This is a genomic window from Stenotrophomonas sp. YJH_SMC_46 (genome assembly GCF_059370315.1).
On the sequence record NZ_JCAFTO010000002.1, the window covers coordinates 313,558 to 340,096 of the forward strand.

Below are 26,539 nucleotides of genomic sequence, written 5' to 3' on the forward strand. Positions count from 1 at the left end.
CACCAGAGCGGATCAGTAGATCCACGCCGTGCGTGGATGCTCTGTGCCTCCATGCACACAACAGCAGATTGCGCACAGCGCCGACCTTGCCACCCGCATCGATTGGCGGCACGCTTGCCGGATGCCCAATACTTCTTCGCCGCTTTCCGGTTTCGCCTTCGTTGGCGAACCGCTGGAGCGCGCCGATGCCCTGCGCGACGATGCCGATGCACTGGCGCGCCTGTGGCCGGGCGCGCGCATTCTCGTGCTCGATCAGGACGGCAGCGCCTTTACCGGCGATGACGACCAGCCGCTGGCGCTGACCGGCGCCGACATCGGGGGTGGTCCCGGCTCCGCGATCTTCCTCGGCCTGCGCGGGGAACAAGCATGGTTCTCGGTTGAAGCCGCCAGCGTCACCGTCACCGCACCACGTCGCCTCGACCTGCGCCAGGCCGCGCTGCTGTGGTCGATGGCCGATGCGACCGCCTTCAGCTATGCCCGCGGCATGTCTTACTGGCACTCGCGCACCCGCTTCTGCGGTGTGTGCGGCGGCGCCGTGGCGTTTGCCCGAGGCGGCTTCGTCGGCCGTTGCGCGCAGTGTTCCACCGAGCACTACCCGCGTGTCGATCCCGCCGTGATCGTCGCCGTGGAGAACCAGGGCCGGCTGCTGCTGGGCCGGCAGTCGAACTGGGCCCCGCGTCGTTACTCGGTGCTGGCCGGCTTCGTCGAACCCGGCGAGACGTTCGAGCAGACCGTGGTGCGTGAAGTGCACGAGGAGAGCAAGGTGCGGGTGACCGCCTGCCAGTACCTCGGTTCGCAGCCGTGGCCGTTCCCCGGCGCGCTGATGATCGGTTTCCGTGCACAGGCGCAGGATGACCTGCCGACTGTGGATGGCGAACTGGAAGACGCGCGCTGGTTCACTGCCGATGAGGTTGGCGCAGCATTGGCACGCGATGCGGACGACGATGGCCAGGGCATCCGCCTGTCGCCGCCGATCTCGATTTCGCGCGGCCTGATCGAACACTGGTACCGCGAGCAGCAGGGCTGAACCGGGCTGCGGCCGGGCCGGTTGTGGCTGCTGTATTGCCGCCACCTGAACACGGCCCGGGTTACAGTCCGGTTCACCGCTGAGGGGCGCTGCTGCGACAGGTAAGGTAACGGCGCCGAGCGTTCCGTTTCGTAGGGAGACCTGCCATGTTCACCACTCTGGCCGCCGTGCTGGTGGCACTGGCCCTGGGCCATGTTGCCCCGGCCGCTGCCGCCTCGCTGCGCCGTTTCGCCGGCTTCCGGCGCTGGCTGGGCTGGCTGGACGCGCATGGCGGAAAGGCGTGGCAGGGACCGGCCGGTGTTGCATTGGCACTGCTGCCGCCGCTGCTGCTGATGGCGCTGCTGGCATGGCTGCTGCGCGGGGTGCTGTTCGGGCTGCCGTCGCTGATGCTGGGCGTGGCGGTGCTGGCCTGGTGCTGGGGGCCGCGTGATCTGGATCGTGATATCGAAGCGATCATCGATGCGGACGACGCCGCAACGCGTCAGGCCGCCGTGCGCAACCTGCAGGCGGCCGGTGGCAGCCTGCGCGAAGACGTGCCGTCGCTGGTCGAGGCCACCGTGCTCAACGCGCTGCGGCGCTGGTTCGCGGTGCTGTTCTGGTTCCTGCTGCTGGGCCCGGCCGGTGCGCTGGGGTACCGGCTGCTGGCGCTGATGGCGGAAAGCCCGATGCGTGCCCGCGTGCCGGTGGAGCCGCTGGCGCTGGCGCAGCGCCTGCTGGGCTGGATCGAGTGGCCGGTGGCGCAGCTGATGGCGTTTTCGATGGCGCTGGTGGGCAACTTCGATACGGCGTGGAAGGCGTGGCGCCAGGCGCATGGCGAGCGGCTGGCCGGCACCATCGGGTTCCTGGGCGCGGTGGCGCGGGCCAGCGTCAACGCCGAGCTGCGCGAAGATGCGCACGATTACACCGAGGCCGGGCTGTTGCCGGTGTGGCAGCGGCTGCCGGACCTGCGTGATGCGATGAGCCTGGTGTGGCGGATGCTGCTGCTGTGGCTGGCGATCCTCGCGTTGCTGGTGATTGCAGGCTGGGTGACGTAGGTGTTCTGGCAGGGCTTGCAGCCCTGCACCTGCAGAGGCCAACGCCAAAGCCAAAGCGGCTCTGGGTTGCTGAGGGTTGGGCGGGGCGGTGTGGGGCTGCAGGACACGCCGTAAACCCCTCCCTGGGGGCTCGATGGCGCCATCCATGGCGCCAACGGTCCTGCAGCCCCACACCGCCCCACCCCCGACAGTTCCCGGTGACGGTGGGTCAACTGCGACTGCCGGTGGGTGTCGACCTTGGTCGACACGGTAGATCCACGCCATGCGTGGATGCAGAGCGAAGCGATCCGCTTCCGCTTTTGATCTTCTCTTTCTTTTCCGTGGTGGACGCACACGGAAACTGTCCGTGGCCGGGCGGGTGGGCTGCGCAGGGGCGTGAGCCGCATGGATGCGGCGACCGAGCTTACATGGACGTACTTGCAGCGGCCCCTGCGCAGCCCACCCGCCCGGCCAACCCCGGCGCTTTTGCCTTCAGATACCGGCCCACCACGAGGGGCTGCGCCGTTGGCTGGAAACCTAGATCGGCGCCAGCGCGGTAAACGGTGCCCACGGCAGGTTGCGCAGCAGCGCATACCCAGGCAGCACCCAGAGCCAGAACACAGGATTGGCCAGCACCCGCATGAGCGGGTCGAGCAGGCGTGGGCGGATGCCGGCGATGTTCAGCAGCATCAGCAACAGGAACGGCAGGCTGATGACCAGCAGCGGGTTCATCGCCATCGCGCCGGGCAGGTCGAAGTGGACCAGGGAATACAGGCAGCGCGTGCTGCCACAGCCCGGGCAGTACAGGCCGGTCAGGGCGTAGAGCGGGCAGCTCGGCAAGGGATTGCCGGCGACATACGGATTGACGTTGCGCAGGACCACCGTGGCGCCCGCGGCCAGGCCGGCGGAAACCAGCAGCGGCGCCCAGCGGGCGAACCGGGAACGAGCAGGAAGCGCGGACATGCAACAACGGATCCGGCGCAGGCGCCGGATCCGTCCAAGCGTATCAGTAGCCGCTGTTGCTCATCGCGCCCATGCCGCCGAGCACAACGAAGAACAGCACGTACAGCACGACCACGACGGCCCAGGCGATGGCCGACCAGATGGCCCACTTCTTGGCCTTCGCGGCGGAGTCCTGGGCGCCGGCAATGTCGCCAGCGGCCAGCTTGCCGTTGACCTGGGCGGCATAGACGATCGACACGATGCCGGCCGGCAGGCAGCAGAACAGGGTGGTCAGGATCGCCCAGACCAGGTTGTTCGGGACCTGCGGAGTGGCGGTATTCATGGGTTCAAGCTCCTTGATGGGTGGTGGTGGTAGATCATTGGTCGGAAAGAGCGCCCAGCACGGCCAAGCCGCCGAACAGCCCGAACCACAACAGCAACAGGACCGGCAGGGCCACGGCCGAAGCCACCGCCCACCAGCCCGCCTTGCGCGACGCACTGTAGGCCCCCGGCAGGTCGCCGGCCGCGCGGCGGCCATCGACCTGGGAGGCATAGACGATCGACACCACGCCCAACGGCAGGCAGCAGAACAGCGTCGTCAGGATCGCCCAGACCAGATGGTTGGGGATGTAGACCGGACGGCTGAGCGGTGGTGGTTGATTCAAAGCAAGACTCCATTCCTTGGTGGCCAGCCGTGATGTATCGGCCGGACCTCCCCCCTGTGGGTGCGTAATCTACCGCAACCGACGTTGCATGTATGCGTTTACAGTCACGACATGTCGCGTACGCCACTGGACGGTGACGTATGTGGGGGAGGTCGCCGGGCCCGCCTGGCGGGCCGGTTCCGTCAGGCGTGATCGCCGCGCAGTGCCCGCACCTGGGCCTCCAGCACCGGGGCGCTGGTGCTGTGGCCATCCACGGCCGGCGCCGCGACCACTTCGACGGTGGCACGGAAACGGCGCGGCACCCGCATGCGGCCCAGGCGGCTGTCGCGCCGGCTCCACATGCTCGACCACATGCCGCGCAGGGCCATCGGCACCACCGGCACCGGCCGCCGTTGGAGGATCTTCTCAACGCCGGACTTGAACGGGGCCATCGCACCATCCCTGGTCAGCGCACCTTCCGGGAAGATGCAGACCAGCTCACCTTCGGCCAACGCGGCGTCAATCTCGTCGAACGCGCGCTGCATCAGCGCCGGGTCTTCGCGCGCGCCGGCGATCGGGATCGCCTTGGCGGTGCGGAAGATCCAGCGCATCACCGGGATGTTGAAGATCCGGTAGTACATGACGAAGCGCACCGGGCGTGGAATCGTCGCCGACAGGATCAGCGCGTCCATGTAGCTGACATGGTTGCAGACCAGCAGCGCGGCGCCTTCGTCGGGCACGTTGACCTCGATGCCGTGCGGGCGCAGCCGGTACAGCGTGCGCACCATCAGCCAGCTGAGGAAGCGCATCAGGAATTCGGGGACGATGGTGAAGATGTAGATCGCCACCAGCGCGTTGGCGATGGCCAGCGCCAGGAACTGCTGCGGGATGGTCCAGTGCAGCAGCGTGTGCGCGGCCAGCGACAGCAGGGCCGCAGCGACGATGAAGCCGGAATTCTGGATGTTCAGCGCCGCGAACACGCGCGACATCTGCGCCTTCGGCGTGCGGCTCTGGATCAGCGCGAACAGCGGCACCACGAAGATGCCGGTGAACAGGCCGATGCCGACCAGGTCGATGACGATGCGGCTGCTGCCCGGCTGCTGCAGGAACGGCCCGATGGCCAGCCCCTGCACGGTCGCCTCGCCGCTGCGGGCGAAGTACAGGTCGAGCAGGAACGCGGTCATGCCGAACGCGCCCAGCGGCACCAGGCCGATTTCCACCGTGCGCGCCGACAGCTTCTCGCACAGCAGCGAGCCGATGCCGGTGCCAACCGAGAACAGGGCCAGCGCAAAGATGTACAGGGTTGGCTCACCGCCCAGGTTGGTCACCGCATAGGCCGGTAGCTGCGAGGTCAGCACGGTGCCGACGAACCAGAACCAGGACACGCCCAGGATCGAATTGCGCACGGCTTTCTGCTGGCGCGCCATGCGCAGCACCGCCAGTGATTCCGGCAGCGGGTTCCAGTTGATCTTCAGGTTCGGGTCGCCGGCATCGACCTTGGGAATCAGGCGCGCGGCGATGTTGCCGCAGATCGCCAGCGCGATGATCGCGCAGGCCGCCACCACGGTGCCGTGGCTGCCGGCCACGGTGAACACCAGGCCGCCGACGATCATGCCGGACAGGATCGACATCGAGGTGCCCATCTCGACCAGGCCGTTGCCGCCGGTCAGTTCCTCGGGCTTGAGCACCGACGGCAGCACCGAGTACTTCACCGGGCCGAACAGGGTCGACTGCATGCCGGTGCAGAACAGGGCCACCAGCAGCACCGGCAGGCTCTGGGTGAGGAAGCCGGCGGCCGCCAGCGACATGATCACGATCTCCATGGTGGTGGTGATCACGATCAGTCGCGATTTCTCAAGTTTGTCGGCGATCTGCCCGGCCAGTGCCGAGAACAGGAAGTAGGGCAGGATGAAGATGGCCGGTGCCAGCGTGGCGTACAGCCCCAGCTCCTCCTCCGGCACGGCCATGAACAGCAACATGCTGATGATCGCCTGCCGGTACACGTTGTCGTTGAACGCGCCGAGTGCCTGGACCACGAAGAACGGCAGGAAACGGCGCTGGCGCAGCAGGGCGAACTGGTTGTGACCGGACATGGAGCCTCCTTGACCGGCGCAGCCTAGCATTCCTGCCTATCCGCTGTGGGTGCGGACCTGTGGGTGCGGACCGTTGGTCCGCACACTTTGAAAGATCTCAGACGATATCGTCGACCACGCCGCCATCCACGCGCAGTGCCGCACCGGAGGTGGCGGAAGCCTGCGGCGAGGCCAGGTACACCACCATGCTGGCCACTTCCTCGACCGTGGCAGTGCGCTGGATCACCGAGGATGGCCTGTGTGCCATCACGAATTCGCGGCCGATCTGCTCCAGCGGCTTGCCGCTGCGCTGGCGTTCATCCTCGAACATCGCCGCGAAGCCATCGGACAGGGTCGGGCCGGGCAGCACCGCGTTGACGGTGACGCCACTGCCGGCCACGCGCTTGGCCAGGCCGCGCGACAGCGACAGCTGCGCGGTCTTGCTGACCCCGTAGTGGATCATGTCGGCGGGAATGTTGCGTGCCGATTCGGAGGAGATGAACAGCACGCGACCCCAGCCGGCATCGACCATCGCCGGCAGCAGTGCCCGCGACAGGCGCACACCGGACATCACGTTGGTCTGCCAGTAACGCTCCCAGGTGGCATCTTCGGTCTCGAAGAAGTCCTGTGGGCCGAAGATGCCGGCGTTGTTGACCAGGATGTCGATCTTGGGCAGGCCGGCCAGCAGCACATCGACACCGGCTGCATCGGAAAGGTCGGCGGCCACGCCGATCACCTCGGCACCCGGAACGGTAGCGAGCAGGCGCTGGCGGGCGCGTTCGACACTGTCGGTGCTGCGGCCGTTGAGAATGACCCGCGCACCCGCCGCGGCAAGACCCTGGGCGATCGCCAGGCCGATGCCGGCGGTGGAGGCGGTGACCAGCGCGGTGCGGCCGGCGAGTTCGATCTTCATGGGGGATTCCAGTACCAGGGGATCACCCAGTATCCGCGCGGGAACGTGATCGGGATGCATCGCAAGGCGCAACACACGGTTGCACACGGTGCAGTAGATCCACGCCACGCGCGGATGGGATGTCCGACCAGCGACAAGGAATCAGGTCAGGTTGGTCACTGCCTCATTGGCCGCTGCACGCACCTTCGGCAGCATCCGCAGCACCAGCGCCATCTGGGTACGGATCAGCTGCAGTTTCGGCGGCATCGCCTCGTCGATCTGCTCCAGCTCGGCGGCCACCGCGCGGTCTGAGTCGTTGTCATCTTCCGCAACGGGTTGCCGCGCGGTCAGCGCCGTCGCCAGCTGCTGAAGTGCCTTGCGCACGCGATCGCCCGCGGCCAGCGCCAGTGGATCGCCAGCATAGCTGTCCACCTGGTCGCGGTGCGCACCCAGCGCCGACAGATGCCCCAGCAGCGTGTTGGACAGCGCCAGGAAGCGGAAGCCGGCATCCAGATTGCGGCGCACATGGCCGGGTTCGCGCAGCATGTTCGACAATGCGGTGGACAGCGCGGCGTCGGCGTTGTGCATGTCGCGGCGGGCGATGCGGTAGGCCAGGTCATCGCGCATGCCGCTGCGGTACTGGCCCAGCACCGAATCCAGGTAGCGAGCCGCAGTGTCCAGCACGCGTGCCAGGACGAGATGCAGCTGCCGGCCCTGCCAGTCGGGCAGGATCAGGAATGCGGCGACGGCGGCGATCGCGCAGCCCAGCAGCGTATCGACCATGCGCGGCACGATCAGCACGAAGCCGTCGCCGATAAGGTTGAAGCAGGTCAGCGCCATCACCGTGATCGCCGCCGATGCCACCAGGTAGCGATCGGTACGGGTGAAGAAGAACAGCAGCGCCGACAGCAGTGCGATCAGCAGCTGCACGTGCAGCTGTGGGAACAGCTGCAACAGCGCCCAGGTCAGTACCAGGCCGGCCACGGTGCCGACGATGCGTTGCGCCAGGCGCTGGCGGGTGGCACCGAAGTTGGGGCGGCACACGAACACGATGGTCAGCAGCACCCACGAGCCGTTCTGTGCATTGAACAGGCGTATCGCGGCAAAGCCGGCGATCAGCGCCAGCGCCATGCGCAGGCCATGGCGGAACAGCACCGAGCCGGGCGTGAGCTGCTGGCGGATGCGCACGCCCATCTCGCGCAACGTGTGCGGGTTGCTGTCGCGCAGGCGGGTGTCGACGTTGTCCAGACTGGCCTCGGAGCGCTCGGCGTCCAGCAGGCGGCGCTCGATGCTGCGCAGGTTGTGCACCAGCAGGTCCAGAGAACCAAGCAGGCGCTGCCACTGCGGGCGCTGCTGGTCACGCAGGTAGGCCAGCGCATCGGCCAGATCGCGTCCGGCCTGCTGGTTGCTTTCGCCATACACGAACGGACGGCGCAGGCGGATCGCTTCGCCCAGGCGCGCGCAGGCCTGGCCCTGCAGGTCGAGCAGGCGCTGGCAGCGGTACAGCACATCGCTGTGGAAGAAGGCGTCGACCAGCGCGCCATAGGGGTAGTGCGAGGAACTGGCGCGCTCGTGGAAATCCTGTGCCATGTAATAGAGACGCAGGTACAGACCGGAGTTCACGCCCGGCCGCCCGGAACGGCCGAAGCGGGCCAGGATCGCGGTCTTGGCCTCGTTCAACGCACCGACCACACGCCGGTTCTGTTCGGCCAGGTCGAGTTGGCGACGTTGCAGGTCTGCTTCCCTCACCGGCTCGAAAAGCGCGGCCTTCAGCTGCAGGTAGCGGCCCAGTTCCTGATACAGCCGCGCCACGCGTTCGCGCACCGGACGGTTGGCGAACAGCGCGGTCCACAGGATCGACAGCAGGCCATACCAGACCGCACCGGCCAGCAGGTGGCTGACCGCGTCCAGCGCGCTGTGCAGGTCGCCGGCGCCATGCTGCTCCAGGCCGATCATGGTGTAGATCGCCAGCGTCACCGTCGCCTGGGCGATCGACGCATAGCGCTCGCCGAGCGCACCGAGCAGGGTCAGGCCGAAGGTGGACAGCGCCAGCGCGCCAATGAAGATCCACGGCCACGGGAACAGCCAGATCACCGATGCTGCGGCAAGGCAGAAACACAGCAGCGACAGCAGTACCGCCTTGGTGCGGCCCCACCAGTTGTCGTCGGTCTCGGCGATGGCGCTGGCGATGATGCCGAGAAACACGCCGGGCAGGGCGGTGAGCGCGTCCAGCTGCCAGCACACGGCAAGCGCTGCGGCCAGGGCGATGAACACCCGCAGGCCATAGCTGGCCTTCTCGTGGGCCCACAGGCGGCTGAGGCGGGATTGGCGGGCGGACATGCAGGCTCGGTGGAAGGGTCTTCCACCATTATTGCGGGCCACGCGTGAAATGGTAGATCCACGCCACGCGTGGATGATTTTCCGCTCGATACGCGGTAGTGCCGGCCGTTGCCCGGCTCTTCATGCGCCCGGACGAAGGTGCGAGGAGCCGGCCGGCGGCCGGCACTACGGGGTTGCCGGGGTTACATGTCGAACCGAACGCTCACCGCGAACGTACGCGGCAGGCCGGCGCCAGCGTTGGACCAGTACTTCCGGTTGGCCAGGTTCTCGACGCTGGCACGCAGGGTCACCGGGTGGCCCGAGGCAAGCAGCCGGTAGCCGACGCCGGCATTCACCAGCGTGTAGTCGGGCAGCTTCAGGGTGTTGTCGGCGTCGTACCAGACATCGCCGTAGTAGCGCACGGCCGCATACGTTTCCAGGCCGTCCACCCACGGCAGCTGGTAGGTGGCATGCATGACGCCGCTCCAGCGCGCGGCACCGGCGGTACGGTTGCCTTCCTGTGCGGCGCTGGCCGGCGACAGCCTGTCGTAGGTCGGGTCCAGCCAGGTGACGCCACCGCCGACCGTCAGGGCATCGTTGAGGTGCAGGTCGGCACTGGCTTCGATGCCTTCGTACAGCGTGATGCCGTCCTGCACCAGGCGCTTGCCGGCAGGCGTGAGCTCATCGATGTTGGCGCCACGCTCCAGCCGGAACGCCGCCAGGTTCGCATTCCAGCGTGCCCCCTCGACCTTCGCGCCGATCTCGTACTGCTTGCTGATGGTCGGGTCGAGCACGTCGCCGGCGTTGACGTAGCTGTTGCCCACGCGGCTGCCCGCTTCCAGCGATTCGATGTAGCTGGCGTAGAGGGTGACGGCCTCGCGGGGCTTGAGCATCACCGCGTAGGTCGGTGTGACCGGGTAGGTGTGGTAGCGGCCCCTGGTCTCGTAGTCGTTGTAACGCCAGCCTGCCAATACCGACCAGCCACTGCCGAGATCGACGGTATCGCTTGCGAACACCGCTTGCTGCACGGCTTCGTCGCCACGGGTCATCACTCGTGAACCGACGGCATCGTGGCGGATGGCGTGGCGCTGGTACAGGTTGCCGCGGCCGATCAGGTTCCATTCGTAGGGGCGGTCCCAGCCCAGCCCGGTCTGGTGGCTGATGCCCGCCACCACCTGATGCTGCAGCGGGCCAGTGCGGAAGCTGCCCTGCAGCATCGCCTGGGCCAGCTTCCACTCGCTCTTGCCGCCCAGTTCGTAGACGTTGACGTCATAGTCGCCGTTGGGATTGTCGATGTAGGCGAAGATCTTGTTGACGTCGTTCCACGAGGTGGTGACGCCGTAACTCAGGCTGGCTTTCCAGTCGCTGTTGATCTGCCAGTTCAAGCCGGTCGACAGCAGGCTGGATCGGGTGTCGTAGTAGGTGCCGGGCACGCTGTTGTGGGTATCCCCGGCAATCGGTCGCGGCAGCGATGTCAGGCCACGGAAGTAGTACTGCGGCGATTCTTCGCGCAGATCGCGTGACTGGAATACGCCGTCGAAGGTCCAGGTCAGTACATCGCTCAGACGGGCATCCAGCGAGAGTGCGCCAACCTTGCGATCGACGTGCCCACCATTGAAGGTCTCGCCCTTTTCCTGGAAGGCGTTGAAACGGTAGCCGAACATCTGCTCGTTGCCGAAACGTCCGCCAACGTCGATGCCGGCGCTGACGATGCCCTGTTCACGCCAACCCAGCTGGGCGGAGAAGGTGGGCGTGTCCGTCGGCTTCTTGGTGATGTAGTTGACGATGCCGCCGGGTGCACCGAACCCGTACAGGAAGCCGCCCGGGCCTTTCAGCAGATCGACCTGTTCCATCACTTCCAGCGGCCATTCGGTACCCCAGGAAGAGACCTGCAGGCCATTGACGCGATAGCTGTCAAAATTCAGTTCGATACCGCGATTGCGGATGGGTGAGCTCCAGCCGCTGGCGTAGGCGCTGACCTGGGTGGTGACCGAAGGGTCGAGCAGGAAGGCTTCGCCCAGCGAGACCATCTGGCGCTGCTCGATCTGCTCGCGGCCAACAGCGGTGATCGCAAACGGAGTGTCGCGCAGGGCGCGGTCGCCCAGTGCGCCGGCGTCGGTATGGGTGCGTTCGGCGGTGACATTCACCGCATCCAGATCGGTGGCTTTGCGGCTGACGGCCGGCGCTTCGGCATGGGCAGCGCAGGCGGCGGACAGGGCGGAGGCCAGCAGGGCCAGGCGGGGGAGACGGGAAGGCAGCATCGATGGTGGTCCTCGACGGACGGCCACAGGCCATCCGCCCACGGGTGGGGGAAGGGGCAGTGGCTGGGATCACGCAGGCTGGCCGGGGAAGGCAGCGGGGCGCCGCAACGGGGCGCAGGACCGTGGCTGGATGAGAATTGTTCTCTTTTCGTTACGGCACGTCAAACCTGGAGGCGTGCGGACCAACGGTCCGCGCCCACGGTCCGTACCCACCATTCGCATCCACGGTAGTGCCGGCCGCTGGCCGGCAGATTCGCCGTACGGAGAAAGCCGGCCAGTGGCCGGCTCTACCCCCGTAGATCCACGCCATGCGTGGATGGGCCGCTCTACGCCCGCTGCGCGCGCTTGAGCAGCTTCGCTTCGCGCCTGCGCGCGCGACGGGCCCGCCAGCGTTCGGCCAGGCACGAGAAGATCACGTACAGCGCCGGCGTGCTGAGCAGGGTCAGGCTCTGCGAGAACAGCAGGCCGCCGATCATCGCGATACCCAGCGGACGACGCAGTTCGGACCCTTCGCCCAGGCCGATCGCCAGCGGAACCGCTGCCAGGATCGCCACCATCGTGGTCATCATGATCGGACGGAAGCGCACGATGCTGGCCTCGCGTGCCGCCTCGCGCGGCGCCAGCCCATGCTCGCGCTGCGCCACCAGCGCGAAGTCGATCATCATGATCGCGTTCTTCTTGACGATGCCGATCAGCAGCACCAGCGCGATCATCGAGATCACCGACAGTTCGGTGTTGGTGCCGAACAACGCCAGCAGCGCACCGACGCCCGCCGCCGGCAGCGTGGACAGGATGGTGACCGGGTGGATCAGGCTCTCGTAGAGCATGCCCAGCACCAGGTAGACGGTCAGGATCGCGGCAAACACAAGGATCAGCATGTCGCTGGGATCTGAATTGAAGCCGAAGCCCGCGTCGTCGGCCAGGCGGATGTCACCGGGCATGCGCATGCCGGCTACGGTGGCGTCGATGATCGCCTTGGCTTCGCCCATGCTCACGTTCGGAGCAAGGTTGTAGCTGAGGTCCATCGTCGTGTACTGGTTTTCATGGGTGATCTGCGACGGTGCCAGGCCGGGCACCTGGGTGGCCACCGCGGTGATCGGTACCATGTCGCCGTTGCGCGCACGCACGTACACCTCATCCAGCGCCGCCGGGGTGGCGGTCTGCGAGGGCAGGGCATTGACCACCACGCTGTACTGGTTGATGTCCGAATAGATGGTGGAGATCTGGCGCTGGCCGAACGCACCGTACAGCGCGCCGTCGATGGCGCCCACCGTGATGCCCAGGCGCGCGGCCTTTGCGCGGTCGATCTGGATGTTCTGGCGCAGGCCGGCATTGTCCACGTCGGTGCCGACGTCGCGCAGCTTCGGGTTCTTCTTCAGCTCCGCCTGCAGCTTGGGCAGCCACTCCTGCAGTGATGCCAGGTCGTTGCCCTGCAGCGAGATGCGGTACTGCGCGCCCTGGCTTGAGCCGCCGCCATCATTGCTGGGCAGATCCTGGATAGCGCGCAGGCGCAGTTGCAGGTCGGGGTAGCGGTCGGCCTTGGCGCTCAGCCGCGCCAGGGCGTGCGCGGTGGTTTCGCGACGGCCTTCCCTGCGCGATTTCAGCTCGATGTTGAACTGCGCACTCGACCCCTGGCGGCCGCTGCCCAGGCGAACGCCCACGGTCTTCACTGCCGGGTCGGCCATCAGCATGTCGGTGATGCGACGCTGGCGGCTGACCATGTCCTCGAAGGAAACAGTGGCGCTGGAATTGGCCCGGCCCCAGATCAGGCCGGTGTCCTGCGGCGGGAACGCACCCTTCTTCACTGCACCGAACAGGAAGATGGTGGCGGCGATCAGCAGCAACGGCGTCAACGACAGCAGCAGCGCGTGGCGCAGCGAGAAGTCGAGGAACACGGTGTAGATGCGCAGCATCCGCTCGTGGCCGGCATCGAGCCAGCGGCCGAAACGCGACGGCGGCGCGCTGTGGTCGTGCGTACTGAGGAAGCGGCTGCACAGCGCCGGGGTCAGCGTCAGCGAGACGATCATCGAGACCACGATGGCCGCCACCAGGGTGACGGTGAACTCGCGGAAGAACGCGCCCATCATGCCGCTGGCGAACAGCAGCGGAATGAACACCGCCACCAGCGAGGCAGTGATCGAGACGATGGTGAAGCCGATCTCGCGCGCGCCGGTCAGTGCCGCCTGCATGCGCGGCATGCCCTCGTCGAGATGGCGCATGATGTTCTCGATCACCACGATCGCATCGTCCACCACGAAGCCGATCGCGATCACCAGCGCCAGCAGGCTCAGGTTGTTCAGGGTGAAGCCCATCACGTACATCACCAGCGCCGCACCGGCCAGCGACAGCGGCACGGTTACGGCGGCGATCAGCGTCGGCGCCAGCCGGCGCAGGAACAGCGCCATGGTCAGCACCACCATCGCCAGGCTGATCAGCAGGGTAATCTGCACTTCATGCAGCGACGAGCGGATGGTCGGCGTACGGTCGAAGTACGGCGTCATCGTGGTGCCGGGCTGCAGGTAGTCGCGCAGCGCGGGAATCTGCGCCTTGACCCGGTCCACGGTCTCCACGATGTTGGCCCCGGCGCGGGTGAACACGTACATCACCACCGCCGGCTTGTGGTCGAACCAGGCGGCCTGGTAGGCATCCTGCTGGCCGTCATAGACGTTGGCGATGTCCTTCAGGCGGATCACCCGGCCATCGCCCTGGGTCTTCACCACCAGGTCGGCGAAGTCGGCTGCACGCGCGACCGAATCGTTGGCGATGATCGCGGTGGTGGTATTTCCATCGCTGAGGAAGCCGGTGGGCGAGGTGACATTGGCTGCGCGTACGGCGTTGCGCAGATCATCGGCAGTCAGGCCCAGCGCGTTCATCAGGCGCAGGTTGACGTCCACGCGCACGGCCGGCGTCGAGGCACCGGCGATGTCCACCGAGGCCACGCCGCTGATCTGGCGGATGCGCTGTGCCAGCAGCGAATCGGCGACGTTGTAGAGCTCGTCGGCCGACTGCGTCTGCGAGGTCAGCGCAATGGCGATGACCGGGTCGTCGTTCGGGTTTGCCTTCTGGTACATCGGCGAGCCCATGCCCGAGGGCAGGTCGGCCTGCGCCGAGTTGATCGCGGTCTGCACGTCCAGCGCGGCCGAATCGATGTCGTGGCCGCTCTGGAAGATCATGAACACCAGCGAGCTGCCTTCCGAGCTCGACGAGCGCATGCGGTCGATGCCCGGCAGCTGGCCGAGGTGGCGTTCCAGCGGTGCGGTGACCGTGGACGCCATGGTTGCCGCATCGGCGCCGGACTGGCTGGCGTGCACGAAGATCACGGGGATCTCGATGTTCGGCAGCGCCGACACGCCCAGGCGCAGGTAGCAGATCAGGCCGACCATGAACAAGCCGATGGCCAGCAGCGCGGTGCCGATCGGGCGGCGGATGAAAGGGCCGGACAGGTTCATCGTGCGGCCTCCCGCAGCAGCGGGGCGTGGATCATGCCTGCGGCTCCTGCAGCGAACCATTGCGCAGCGCGCGCTGTTCGCGGCGGCGCGCCAGCCACTCGGAGAAGCGCTCCATGTACAGGTAGATCACCGGCGTGGTGTACAGCGTGACCAGCTGCGACAGCAGCAGGCCGCCGACGATGGCGATACCCAGCGGGCGGCGCAGCTCCGAACCGATGCCGGTGCCCAGCGCCAGCGGCAGTGCGCCGAGCATGGCTGCGGCGGTGGTCATCATGATCGGGCGGAAGCGCAGCAGGCAGGCGCGACGGATCGCGTCATGCGCGTTGGCACCGGCGCGGCGCGCCTCGATCGCGAAGTCGACCATCATGATGCCGTTCTTCTTGACGATGCCGATCAGCAGCACGATGCCGACGATGCCATCCACCGACAGGCTCAGCCCGCACAGCATCAGCGCCAGCAGCGCGCCGACACCGGCCGGCGGCAGGGTGGAGATGATCGTGATCGGGTGGATGTAGCTCTCGTAGAGCACGCCCAGCACGATGTAGATCACCACCAGCGAGGCCAGCAGCAGCCACACCACATCGGTCTGGCTGCCGGTGAACTCGGCTGCCTTGCCGATGAATTCGGCATGCAGATGTGCCGGCATGTCCAGGCTGTCCTTGGTCTCCTGGATCGCTCGCACCGCTTCGGACAGCGAATAGCCCGGCGCCACGTTGAACGACACCGTCACCGCCGGCAGCTGCTGCTGGTGGCTGACCACCAGCGGTGCGCTGCTCACCTTGCCTTCGGCCAGCGCCGACAGCGGAATGATGTTGCCGGCGCCGACCGTGATGCCGGTGTTCTGCGCGCCGATGCCGGTGGCGGTGGACGAGTTGGAGGAGGTGACCTGGCCGAAGCTGGTGGCATTGGTGCCGGTCAATGCGCCGGCGCCGTTGGAGGCGACCGCCAGCTGTTCCATCAGCGCGGTGCTGGTGCGGAACTCCGGTGCCACTTCCAGCACCACGCGATACTGGTTGAGCTCGGTGAAGATGGTCGAGATCTGGCGCTGGCCGAACGCATCGTAGAGCGTGTCGTCGATGGTCTGCATCGGCACGCCCAGCACGCTGGCCTTGTCGCGGTCGATGTTCAGCTCCAGGGCGCGGCCCTGGCTGGACAGATTGTTGTCGACGTCGGCCAGTTCCGGGCGCTTGCGCAGCGCTTCGGTCAGGCGCGTGGCCTGGGTCGCCACCGTCGCCGAATCCACGTCCGACAGCGAGTACTGGTACTCGGTGGCGGCCACACGGGTATCCAGGGTTACGTCCTGCACCGGCTTCAGGTACAGCGCCACCCCCGGAATGCCGGCCACTGCCTTCTGCAGGCGCGGCAGGATCTCCTCCAGGCCATCGCGCTCGCCGCGTTCCTTCAGCACGATCGACAGCTGGCCCTGGTTGAGCGTGGGGTTCATGCTGCCGGCGCCGATGAAGGCCGACACGCCGGTCACGTCCGGATCCTGGCGCAGCGCTTCGGCCACCTGCCTGGTGCGCTGCTCCATCTGCGGGAAGGCGATGTTCTGGTCGGCCTGCACCACGCCGGTGATCAGGCCGGTGTCCTGTTCGGGCAGCAGGCCCTTGGGGATCAGCACGTACAGCAGCACGGTCAGCACCAGTGCGCCGCCGGCCACGGCCAGGGTCAGGCGCTGGTGGCCCAGCACCCAGTCCAGGCTGTGCTCGTACAGGCCGACGGTGCGCGTCCACAGGTTCTGCTTGCCGGCCGCCGCCGCGCGCTCATGCGCGTCCTCGCCCTCGGGCAGGGCATCGGGCTTGAGCAGGTAGGCACACATCATCGGGGTGAGCGTCAGCGAGATCAGCATCGACAGCACCACCGCGATGCTCAGCACCCAGGCGAACTCATGGAACAGGCGGCCGGTCACACCGGGCATCAGCAGCAGCGGCAGGAACACCGCCACCAGCGAGATGGTCAGCGACAGCACGGTGAAGCCGATCTGGCGTGCACCGATCTCGGCCGCTTCCTTGCCGCTCTTGCCCTGTTCGATATACCGTACGATGTTCTCGATCATCACAATCGCATCGTCGACCACGAAACCGGTGGCCACCACCAGCGCCATCAGCGAGAGGTTGTCCAGCGACATGCCGGCAAAGGCCATCACCGCGAAAGTGCCGGCCAGCGAGAGCGGTACCGCCACCGAGGGAATGATCGTGGCCCACAACCGGCGCAGAAACACGAAGATCACCGCCACCACCAGGCCGATGGTGAGGATCAGGGTGAACTGCACTTCGTGCACCGAGGCGCGGATGGTCTCGGTACGGTCGTTGAAGATCTCCAGGTGCACGTCGGCTGGCAGCACGCCCTGCAGCTGCGGCAGGATCGCGCGGATGCGCTCGACCGTCTGCACGATGTTGGCACCGGGCTGGCGCCGCACTTCCAGCAGCACCGCCGGCTTGCCATCGGCCCAGGCGGCGAGCTGGTCGTTCTCCACGCCATCGACCACCTCGGCCACGTCCGACAGCCGCACCGGGCGGCCGTTCTTGTAGCTGATGATGGTGTCGCGGTACTCGGCGGCGCTGGCCAGCTGGTCGTTGGTGCCGATGCTGTAGGACTGGGTCTTGCCGTTCAACGAGCCCTTGGGCGCATTGACGTTGGCCTGGGTGAGCGCGCTGCGCAGCTGTTCCAGGGTCAGGCCCATGTTCGACAGCTGCGCCGGATTGACCTGGATGCGCACGGCCGGGCGCACGTTGCCGGCAATCGAGACCAGGCCGACGCCCTGCACCTGCGACAGGCGCTGGGCCAGGATGGAGTCGGCGTAGTTGTTGACATCGCGCAGCGGACGCGTGTCAGACGTCAGTTTCAAGGTAACGATGGCCGCGTCAGCCGGGTTCACCCGGTTGTAGACCGGCTGGTAGGGCAGCGACGAGGGCAGGGTGGCCTGGCGTATCGCCGCCTGTACGTCCTGCGCGGCGATGTCGATGTTCCGGTCCATCGAGAACTGCAGGATGATCGTGGACAACCCGGCCGACGAGTCGGAGGTCATCAGCTCCAGCCCGGAGATCTGCCCGAACTGGCGCTCCAGCGGCGTGGTGACCAGCGAGGCCATGGTGGTGGCGTTGGCGCCGGGGTACTGGGTGGTGACCACCAGGCTGGGCGCATCGATTTCCGGCAGCGCCGACACCGGCAGCTTGCGGTAGCCGAGGATGCCCAGCAGCAACAGGCCCGCCATCAACAGCGAGGTGGCGATCGGGCGGCGGATGAAGATCGTCGAAAAGCCCACGGACTGATCCTTGCTGGCACTTCAATGTCGGCGCCGACGAGCATGCCGGCGCGAGGGAGAACAGTCGCCTGCGCTCAGCGCGGGCCACCACCGCGACGGCCACCGCCGCCACCGTTCTTCTGCTCGGCCGCCTTCAGCTCGGCCTCGGTCGGTGCGGCCGGGGTCTGGCCCGGCTTCAGTGCGGTGACCTTGCTGCCCGGCTTCAGGCGGAACTGGCCTTCACTGACCACCCGCTCGCCGCCCTTCAGGCCTTCGGCAATCTGCACCTGGCTGTCGCCCACTTCCACGCCGCTGCGCACGGTCTGCATCTTCACCGTGTTGTCGCCCTGCACGACATAGACGTATTCGCCATCCGGGCCACGCAGCACCGCCTGGGTCGGGATGACCACGCCACCGGCGATCGTGCGCAGCTGCATGCGCACGTTGACGAACTGGCCCGGCCACAGGCCATTGTCGGTGTTGTCGAAGACCGCACGTGCCTTGAACGTGCCGCTGTCCGCACTGATCAGGTTGTCGACCACGTCCAGCTTGCCGTCGCCGGACAGAACATGCGAGTCGGCGCGGTCCAGCGCGGCCACCGGCACCGTGCCGGCGGCCTGTGCCTGGCGCACATCACCCAGCTGGCGCTCGGGCAGGTTGAACAGCACGTGGATCGGATGGATCTGGGTCAGCGTGACCAGCGCGGTGCCGGCGTTGACCACGTTGCCCGCGTCGACCGCGCGGATGCCGGCGATGCCGGAGATCGGTGCGGTGACCTTGGTGTACTGCAGCTGCACCTGCGCCGAGCGCATGCTGGCCTCGTTGGCGGCCACGGCGCTTTCGTACTGTGCCACTTGGTTTCGCTGTGTATCCAGATCGGTCTTGGCGACGTACTGGCGGTATTCCGGCGCGTTGGAGCGCTGGTAGTTGGAGCGCGCGGTGGCCAGCAGGGCTTCGTTCTGGCGCTTGGCTGCCGCGGCCTGGTCATAGCTGGCCTGGGCAGTGCGCGGATCGATCACCGCCAGCACATCACCCTGCTTCACTTCCTGGCCTTCGCGGAAATTCAGGCTCATCAGCTGGCCGCCGACCTGCGGGCTGACCGTAACGGTATTCATTGCGGTCACCGTGCCCAGCGCGCTGGCGTACACCGGTACGTCCTGGCGGGTGGCATCGACCACGGTCACCGGCACCGGGCCCGCATCCGGATCTTCGCCGCCCTGGCGCGCGCCCGCAGCCGGTTTTCCAGCCTCGTCCTTGCCGCCGCCGATGACCCGCAGGCCGACCACGGCCAGCACCAGCACTGCCACGACCAGCAGCACGATCTTCCAAACACGTGACATTACGAGGACTCCAAAAGGGCTGGACCGGGCGCGACCCGGGGGCAATGCGCAAAGCATACCTGTGCCACATCACGTTTCCTGCATGACGGATGGGACGGGCGCTAAGACCGGATGCCGCGCCGGAGGTTCCCGTGGCGGCAGTGTTGCCCTACATTCAGCTGGAACCCCCTGCCGTGGAGATTGTGATGCGCCGTTCGCTGCTGCTGTCCGCCCTGCTGCTGGCCCTGCCGGCCCTTGCCCACGCCCAGGACGTGCAGCGCCCGGAAGTGACCGCCGCCGCGCAGCGGCTGCAGTCCAAGGTGATCGAGTGGCGTCGTGATTTCCACCAGCACCCGGAGCTGTCCAACCGCGAAGTGCGTACCTCGGCCGAAGTCGCCAAGCGCCTGCGGGCGATGGGCCTGAAGCCGAAGACCGGCATCGCCCACCACGGCGTGGTGGCGATCATCGAAGGCGGCAAGCCGGGCCCGAAGATCGCATTGCGCGCGGACATGGACGCGCTGCCGGTGACCGAGCAGACCGGCCTGCCGTTCGCTTCCAAGGCCACTGACCAGTACCGCGGGCAGACCGTGGGCGTGATGCATGCCTGTGGCCACGACGCGCACACCGCGACGCTGCTCGGCGTGGCCGAAGCACTGGTGTCGATGAAGAAGGACCTGCCGGGCCAGGTGATGCTGATCTTCCAGCCGGCCGAGGAGGGCGCGCCGCCGACGGAAGAGGGCGGTGCCGCACTCATGCTGAAGGAAGGGCTGTTCGCCGATTTCAAGCCGGAGGCGGTGTTTGGCCTGCATGTGTTCTCCAGCGTGCAGGCCGGCCAGATCGCGGTGCGCGGTGGCCCGTTGATGGCCGCCTCGGACCGTTTCGGCATCAAAGTGATCGGGCGCCAGACGCATGGCTCGGCACCGTGGAACGGTGTTGACCCGATCGTCGCCACCGCCGATCTGGTCGGCACCGCGCAGACCATCGTCAGCCGCCGTGCCAACCTGTCCAAGCAACCGGCGGTGCTGACCTTCGGCGCAATCAACGGCGGCATCCGCTACAACATCATTCCCGATGAAGTGGAGATGGTCGGCACCATCCGCACCTTCGACGAAGGGATGCGCCAGCAGATCTTCGCCGACCTGCGCAACGTGGCCGAGCACACGGCCGCCGCGCACGGTGCCAAGGCGGTGACCGACATCTACGAATCGGAGGGCAACCCGGCCACGGTGAACGACCCGGCGCTGACCGCGAAGATGCTGCCGAGCCTGCAGGCGGTGGTGGGCAAGGACAACGTGTACGAGCCACCGCTTCAGATGGGCGCGGAGGATTTCTCGCTGTACGCGAAGGAAGTGCCTGGCATGTTCTTCTTCGTCGGTTCCACCAGCGTGGGCATCGACCCGGCGACGGCGCCGGCCAATCATTCGCCGAAGTTCCTGCTGGATGAGAAGGCGCTGGATGTGGGTCTGCGTGCGCTGCTGCAGGTGAGCCTGGATTACCTGCACGGTGCCGGCACTCCGGCGGGGTGAGGGGTGTTGGCAGGGCTTGCAGCCCTGCACCCGCTGAAGCAACGTCAACGTCAAAAGCGGGCATACCGTGGGATGGCGGGGTGGGTCCGGTTGAGGGGGACGCCGTAAACCCGTCCCTGGGGGCTTGGCCGCGGCATCCATGCCGCGGACACCCCCTCAACCGGACCCACCCCGCCTTCGACAGTTTCTCGCGGCTGTTGGTGCCCGCTGCTGTTTGTGGGTGCCGACCGTTGGTCGGCACGGCGGACGTCATGAACGTCTGAAGGATCGGCTTTTGATTTTGATTTTGATTTTCTGATCTTTCCCGTGGTGGCGCAGGAAACTGTCCGTGGCCGGGAGGGTGGGTTGTCTGGGGGCGTGAGCCGCATGGGCCCGAGGCATGCCTCGGGCGGGTTGGGCAGGACGCCCAACCCCGGTCTTGCCGTGTGCGCAGGACGGCGCACACGAGCAAGCGGCGACCGAGCTTACATGGACGTACTTGCAGCGGCCCCCAGCCAACCCACCCTCCCGGCTGACTCCTAGAACCTGCCCTGAACCACCACGGAGGGGCTCCGCCGTTGGCCGGCCAGGCCGAAGGCCCGCCCTCCGCGCGATACAATGACCTCCATGAACACCCCACAGGATTCCAGCCTCGGTCGCGAGGTCAGTTACCCGTCGCAGTACGATCCCGGCCTGCTGTTTCCCATCCCCCGCAGCGGCGCCCGCGCCGAGATCGGCCTCGATGACGCTGCGCTGCCGTTCGTCGGCCACGACCGCTGGCATGCGTTCGAACTGAGCTGGCTCGACCCGCGCGGCAAGCCGCAGGTGGCCGTGGCCACCGTCCAGGTGCCGTGCACCTCGCCGCGGTTGATCGAATCGAAGTCGTTCAAGCTGTACCTGAACTCCCTCAACAGCACCCGCATCGACAGCGCCGAGGCGCTGCGCGCGCGCATCGTGGCGGATCTGTCGGCCTGCGCCGGTGCGCCGGTCCAGGTGGAGTTCGGCCTGCCGGAGCTGCAAGAGACGCCGCTTGGCGAATCCATCGACGGGCTGGACGTGGAGATCGACTGCTACGGCCCGCCGCAGGCGGACTTCCTCGCCGCCGATGCGGGCGAGGTGGTGGAGGAGACTCTGGTCTCGGCGCTGCTGAAGTCCAACTGCCCGGTCACCGGCCAGCCGGACTGGGCCACGGTCAGCCTGCGTTACCGTGGGCCGAAGATCGACCGCGCCGGCCTGCTGCGCTACTTGGTCAGCTACCGCGAGCATGCCGAGTTCCACGAGCAGTGTGTTGAGCGAATCTTCAGCGAGGTGTCCGCGCGCTGCCAGCCGCACTGGCTGGAAGTGGAGGCCCGCTATACCCGCCGCGGTGGCCTGGACATCAATCCCTGGCGTGCCAGCCCGGGCATCGTCGCCCCGGCCGCGACCTACCGCGAGCTGCGGCAGTAACCGCCGCAGGCGGTTACCGGTAGTGCCGGCCGCTGGCCGGCAATCGGCCAAGGCCGGATCCCGTGGCACTACCGGGTGTCCATTCCCCCGATTGTTCAGCCGCCCCCGGGGGCGGCTTCACATCTGCACCATCCCCATTTAACAACCGCCATGGCACCGTGCCAATCACGTAGTCATGCAGACGGGAGTTGTGGATGAGTACCGAGAAGAAAGCCGATTTCTCCGGCGTCAGTGGCAGTGTCGACAGTACCGCCGAGCAGGTGCCGAAGGCGGACTTCTCCGGCGTCAGCGCTTCGGTGGACAGCACCGCAGACGTTGTCAGCGGCGGCACCTATACCGTGCAGAAGGGTGACTCGCTGTCGAAGATCGCCAAGCAGCATCTGGGCGACGCCAATGCCTGGAAGAAGATCTTCGAAGCCAACCGCGATGTGCTTGATGACCCGGACAAGATCTTCCCGGGCCAGACCCTGAAACTGCCGCCGAAGTAAGCCGGCCAGAACGCCGTCCGACAATCCCTGGGAGGAACCCCGAATGATCAAGACCACCCCGCTCCAGACCGCCCTGATCGCCGCCCTGCTGGGCAGCGTCGCCCTGGTCGGTTGCAAGAAGAAAGAAGAGTCGACCGACAACAATGCCGCTCCGGCAGCGACCGCTCCGGCCGAACCGGCAGCACCGGCCCCGATGACCGGCGCGCCGCCGCCGATGGCCGAAGCCGCTGCTGTCAGCGTCTCGTCGGTCACGGTCGGAAAGACCGCCGCCGCCGACAAGTCGGTTGCGACGACGGCTCTGTTCGCGCCGAAGGACGACATCATCGTCTCGGTCAAGACCGACGGTGCGGCAAACGATGTCAACGTTGGCGCGAAGCTGACCTATCAGGACGGCCAGGTGGCCGGCGAACAGACCGCCACCCTGAACACCAGTGGTGCGGAAACCACCAACGTCACGTTCAAGAATGCAAAGGGCTGGCCGGCCGGCAAGTACCGCGCCGAGGTCACCGTCGATGGCAAGGCGGCCGGAACGCCGCAGGAGTTCGAGGTCAAGTAAGTCCTGCCGACTCTCTCCCGGCAGGGCTCACGATGGACGCAGCCGCGAGGCTGCGTCCTTTTTTATTGGGCGATGTCCGCTTTGGGGCCTAGCGGGATACGCTGAACGGAACACGGACAGGTCGGGGGACAGGATGCTCAGCTGGATTGCGCTCACACTCGCAATGGGACCTGCTAATCTCTGGAGCTACAGTTGCGACCACTTCCTATACGGCGCCTGTGTGCGGGTGCCGACAGGAATGTCTGTGACCTACGAGGCACCTGTTGACTCTGGTCTGCACCTTATCAGGCACGATAGTAAGGAAGTCGCCCTGATCTACGAGGGCGACGCCCCCGAAAAGCCTGCAGGAAGCACGCCGGATCTGCGTTTCACGGACGGCGGATATGCCGTGTCGGGATACGTAAGGTCGGAAGGACCTTCCACCCGGTACGACGTCTACGTTCGGCCCGGATCGTCTGGCGCCGGTTCGCTGCACATCCGAGGTTCTGCAGCGACGGCGGATGAACTCGCCAGCCTGGCCGCCGTCGTCGGGGGATTCCGTGTCTGCAACCTCCAGCAAAGCAAGCGCGCACAGACGTTGACCTGTCCAAGGCGTGCCGAGTGGGGGCAGCGATTGTCGGAGTGGGTCATGCGTGCCTCAACGAGCGGGAAGTCGAACTAGCCATCAAGCCTCAGCTTCCTGACCGGAAGCGAGCCAACGACGAAACACAGCGGTCCAGTACCGCCGCGTATGGCGCGGCTTTGCCCCGCGCGGCTGAAAACGCGACAATGCAGGGGTTTCCCCGCCGCGCGCCCACCCTGACGGCGACGGGGAAAGCGTGGGGCTCCGCCCCGCGCGCGACACGGTTGCACGTGGCCCGGCGCTGGCGCCGGCCTTCCCCTGAGCACTGCTACAGAGTCCAAGTCCCCCATGTCCAAGATTCTCTACACGCTGACCGACGAAGCCCCGTTCCTGGCCACCCAGTCGCTGCTGCCGATCGTTGACGCCTACACCGGTACGGCCGGCATTGTGGTGGAAACCCGTGACATCTCGCTGTCCGGCCGCATCCTGTCGCAGTTCCCGGAACTGCTCAGTGACGCGCAGAAGGTCAGCGACGACCTGGCCGAGCTGGGCCAGCTGGCGACCACCCCGGACGCCAACATCATCAAGCTGCCGAACATTTCCGCCTCGGTGCCGCAGCTGAAGGCGGCCATCAAGGAACTGCAGGACCAGGGCTATCCGCTGCCGGATTACCCGGAAACCCCGGCCGACGACCAGCAGCGCGACTACAAGGCGCGCTACGACAAGGTCAAGGGCAGCGCGGTGAACCCGGTGCTGCGCGAAGGCAACTCCGACCGCCGTGCACCGCTGTCGGTGAAGAACTACGCGCGCAAGCACCCACACCGCATGGGCGCCTGGGCGCCGGATTCGAAGTCGCATGTCGCGCACATGGCCGCCGGTGATTTCTACGGCAGCGAGAAGTCGGCCACCCTGGCCAATGCCGGTTCGCTGAAGATCACCTTCCACGGCAATGACGGCAGCACCGCTGTGCTGAAGGAAAAGACCGCGGTCAAGGCCGGCGAGATCGTCGATGCCGCCGTGATGAGCCGCAAGGCACTGGCCGCGTTCATCGGCGAGCAGATTGCCGATGCCAAGGCCCAGGGCGTGCTGTTCTCGCTGCACCTGAAGGCGACCATGATGAAGGTCTCCGACCCGATCATGTTCGGCGTGGCGGTGAACGAGTTCTACAAGGACGTGCTGGCCAAGCACGCCGACGTGCTGAAGCAGGCCGGTTTCGATGCCAACAACGGCATCGGTGACCTGGCTGCGCGCCTGCCGTCGCTGCCGGAAGCCACCCGTGCTGCGATCGAAGCCGACCTGGCTGCCGAGTACGCACAGCGCCCGGGCGTGGCCATGGTCAACTCGGACAAGGGCATCACCAACCTGCACGTGCCGAGCGACGTGATCGTCGACGCCTCGATGCCGGCGATGATCCGCGACTCCGGCAAGATGTGGAATGCCGAAGGCAAGCTGCAGGACACCAAGGCCGTCATTCCGGACCGCTGCTACGCCGGCGTGTACCAGGCCGTCATCGACGACTGCAAGGCGCACGGTGCCTTCGATCCGGCCACCATGGGTTCGGTGCCGAACGTCGGCCTGATGGCGCAGAAGGCCGAGGAGTACGGCTCGCACGACAAGACCTTCCAGATCGCCGCCGATGGCGTGGTCAAGGTCACCGACGATGCTGGCACCGTGGTGTTCGAGCATGCCGTCGAAGCCGGTGACATCTGGCGCATGTGCCAGACCAAGGACGCGCCGATCCAGGACTGGGTCAAGCTGGCCGTCGAACGCGCCCGCCTGAGCAGCACCCCGGCGGTGTTCTGGCTGGATGCCGCCCGCGCCCACGACGCGCAGGTCATCGCCAAGGTCGAGCAGTACTTGAAGAACCACGACACCAACGGCCTGGACATCCGCATCCTGCCGCCGGTGGAAGCTACGGCCTTCTCACTGGACCGCATCCGCAAGGGCGAGGACACCATCTCGGTGACCGGCAACGTGCTGCGTGACTACCTGACCGACCTGTTCCCGATCATGGAGCTGGGCACCAGCGCCAAGATGCTGTCGATCGTGCCGCTGATGGCCGGTGGCGGCCTGTTCGAGACCGGTGCCGGTGGTTCGGCTCCGAAGCACGTGCAGCAGTTCGTCGAGGAAGACTACCTGCGCTGGGATTCGCTGGGTGAATTCCTGGCCCTGGCCGCGTCGCTGGAACACCTGGGCAACCGCTACGACAACGCCGCTGCCCGTGTGCTGGCCAAGGCGCTGGACGAAGCCAACGGCCAGTTCCTGGACAACGACAAGTCGCCGTCGCGCAAGCTGGGTGGCATCGACAACCGTGGCAGCCACTTCTACATCGCGCTGTACTGGGCCCAGGCCCTGGCCGCGCAGGACGAGGATGCCGCGCTGAAGGCACGCTTCGCCCCGCTGGCCAAGGCGCTGACCGACAACGAGCAGAAGATCGTCGACGAGCTGATCGAGGTGCAGGGCAAGGCCGTGGACATCGGTGGCTACTACCGCCCGGACCTGGCCAAGGCCAGCAAGGCGATGCGCCCGAGCGCGACCTTCAACGCCGCGCTGGAGCAGCTGCGCGGCTGATCCGTCGCCGTTCGGTCGTGACCCCGGAACCCGCGCTTCGGCGCGGGTTTCTTTTTGGGCGGCCCCATTCGACCCGCGTCCAGAACCGTGACATCCGTTGGCTGTCGGAACGCCGTCAAAGGGGCATGAAACTTGCCCGCGATGGCCGTCGCAGAACCGATCAGCACGCCGCTGCAACCCCGCTCAATCTGAGCAGTCGATCACGACGGCTCCCGCTGGCGATGTCCTA

At 66.8% G+C, this 26,539-nt stretch carries 17 protein-coding genes; 7 read left to right on the forward strand and 10 right to left on the reverse strand.

Going from position 1 to position 26,539, the window contains the following annotated elements:
* Positions 1 to 121: 121 nt before the first annotated feature.
* On the forward strand, positions 122 to 1,027 hold the full coding sequence (gene nudC / locus AC5P8C_RS06480; protein WP_019661495.1) for an NAD(+) diphosphatase: 906 nt from the start codon (positions 122 to 124) through the stop codon (positions 1,025 to 1,027).
* Positions 1,028 to 1,173: 146 nt separating this feature from the next.
* Positions 1,174 to 2,061, forward strand: coding sequence for a regulatory signaling modulator protein AmpE (gene ampE, locus AC5P8C_RS06485; protein ID WP_019661494.1), 888 nt, complete (start codon positions 1,174 to 1,176; stop codon positions 2,059 to 2,061).
* Between the two features lie 516 nt (positions 2,062 to 2,577).
* Here the strand turns inward: ampE and AC5P8C_RS06490 are convergent.
* The 10 genes from AC5P8C_RS06490 to AC5P8C_RS06535 form a co-directional block, all read right to left on the reverse strand.
* Positions 2,578 to 3,003, reverse strand: a complete 426-nt coding sequence (locus tag AC5P8C_RS06490; RefSeq protein WP_019661493.1) for a DUF2752 domain-containing protein — start codon at positions 3,001 to 3,003, stop codon at positions 2,578 to 2,580.
* A gap of 43 nt (positions 3,004 to 3,046) precedes the next feature.
* Positions 3,047 to 3,325 (reverse strand): CD225/dispanin family protein, encoded by a 279-nt coding sequence (locus tag AC5P8C_RS06495; RefSeq protein ID WP_019661492.1) that lies wholly within the window; start codon positions 3,323 to 3,325, stop codon positions 3,047 to 3,049.
* 34 nt (positions 3,326 to 3,359) lie between these two features.
* The gene (locus AC5P8C_RS06500; RefSeq protein WP_005419784.1) at positions 3,360 to 3,647 is read right to left on the reverse strand and encodes a CD225/dispanin family protein; all 288 of its coding nucleotides are present in this window, start codon (positions 3,645 to 3,647) and stop codon (positions 3,360 to 3,362) included.
* Between the two features lie 182 nt (positions 3,648 to 3,829).
* Positions 3,830 to 5,719, reverse strand: a complete 1,890-nt coding sequence (locus AC5P8C_RS06505; protein ID WP_495218460.1) for an MFS transporter — start codon at positions 5,717 to 5,719, stop codon at positions 3,830 to 3,832.
* A gap of 97 nt (positions 5,720 to 5,816) precedes the next feature.
* Positions 5,817 to 6,611, reverse strand: a complete 795-nt coding sequence (locus tag AC5P8C_RS06510; protein ID WP_495218461.1) for an SDR family NAD(P)-dependent oxidoreductase — start codon at positions 6,609 to 6,611, stop codon at positions 5,817 to 5,819.
* A 141-nt stretch (positions 6,612 to 6,752) separates the two neighbouring features.
* Entirely contained in the window at positions 6,753 to 8,930 is a 2,178-nt protein-coding gene (gene yccS / locus AC5P8C_RS06515; RefSeq protein WP_021202133.1) for a YccS family putative transporter, read from the reverse strand.
* A gap of 182 nt (positions 8,931 to 9,112) precedes the next feature.
* Positions 9,113 to 11,170: a TonB-dependent siderophore receptor gene (locus AC5P8C_RS06520; RefSeq protein WP_495218462.1), complete on the reverse strand. Its 2,058-nt coding sequence runs from the start codon at positions 11,168 to 11,170 to the stop codon at positions 9,113 to 9,115.
* A 326-nt stretch (positions 11,171 to 11,496) separates the two neighbouring features.
* Positions 11,497 to 14,619 carry an efflux RND transporter permease subunit gene (locus AC5P8C_RS06525; RefSeq protein ID WP_495218463.1) on the reverse strand — a complete coding sequence of 1,041 codons (3,123 nt, stop codon included), beginning with the start codon at positions 14,617 to 14,619 and terminating at the stop codon, positions 11,497 to 11,499.
* Positions 14,620 to 14,650: 31 nt separating this feature from the next.
* On the reverse strand, positions 14,651 to 17,884 hold the full coding sequence (locus AC5P8C_RS06530; RefSeq protein ID WP_019661486.1) for an efflux RND transporter permease subunit: 3,234 nt from the start codon (positions 17,882 to 17,884) through the stop codon (positions 14,651 to 14,653).
* Between the two features lie 74 nt (positions 17,885 to 17,958).
* Entirely contained in the window at positions 17,959 to 19,203 is a 1,245-nt protein-coding gene (locus tag AC5P8C_RS06535; protein ID WP_233653652.1) for an efflux RND transporter periplasmic adaptor subunit, read from the reverse strand.
* Positions 19,204 to 19,388: 185 nt separating this feature from the next.
* Here AC5P8C_RS06535 and AC5P8C_RS06540 point away from each other — a divergent pair, with 185 nt between their 5' ends.
* The 5 genes from AC5P8C_RS06540 (at position 19,389) to AC5P8C_RS06560 (ending at position 26,310) form a co-directional block, all read left to right on the forward strand.
* Positions 19,389 to 20,708, forward strand: coding sequence for a M20 family metallopeptidase (locus AC5P8C_RS06540; RefSeq protein WP_495218464.1), 1,320 nt, complete (start codon positions 19,389 to 19,391; stop codon positions 20,706 to 20,708).
* 606 nt (positions 20,709 to 21,314) lie between these two features.
* On the forward strand, positions 21,315 to 22,133 hold the full coding sequence (gene queF / locus AC5P8C_RS06545; RefSeq protein ID WP_495218465.1) for an NADPH-dependent 7-cyano-7-deazaguanine reductase QueF: 819 nt from the start codon (positions 21,315 to 21,317) through the stop codon (positions 22,131 to 22,133).
* Between the two features lie 194 nt (positions 22,134 to 22,327).
* The gene (locus AC5P8C_RS06550; RefSeq protein WP_005419771.1) at positions 22,328 to 22,621 is read left to right on the forward strand and encodes a LysM peptidoglycan-binding domain-containing protein; all 294 of its coding nucleotides are present in this window, start codon (positions 22,328 to 22,330) and stop codon (positions 22,619 to 22,621) included.
* Between the two features lie 43 nt (positions 22,622 to 22,664).
* Positions 22,665 to 23,177 carry a hypothetical protein gene (locus AC5P8C_RS06555; protein WP_495218466.1) on the forward strand — a complete coding sequence of 171 codons (513 nt, stop codon included), beginning with the start codon at positions 22,665 to 22,667 and terminating at the stop codon, positions 23,175 to 23,177.
* 910 nt (positions 23,178 to 24,087) lie between these two features.
* Positions 24,088 to 26,310, forward strand: coding sequence for an NADP-dependent isocitrate dehydrogenase (locus AC5P8C_RS06560; protein ID WP_495218467.1), 2,223 nt, complete (start codon positions 24,088 to 24,090; stop codon positions 26,308 to 26,310).
* Positions 26,311 to 26,539 lie beyond the last annotated feature (229 nt).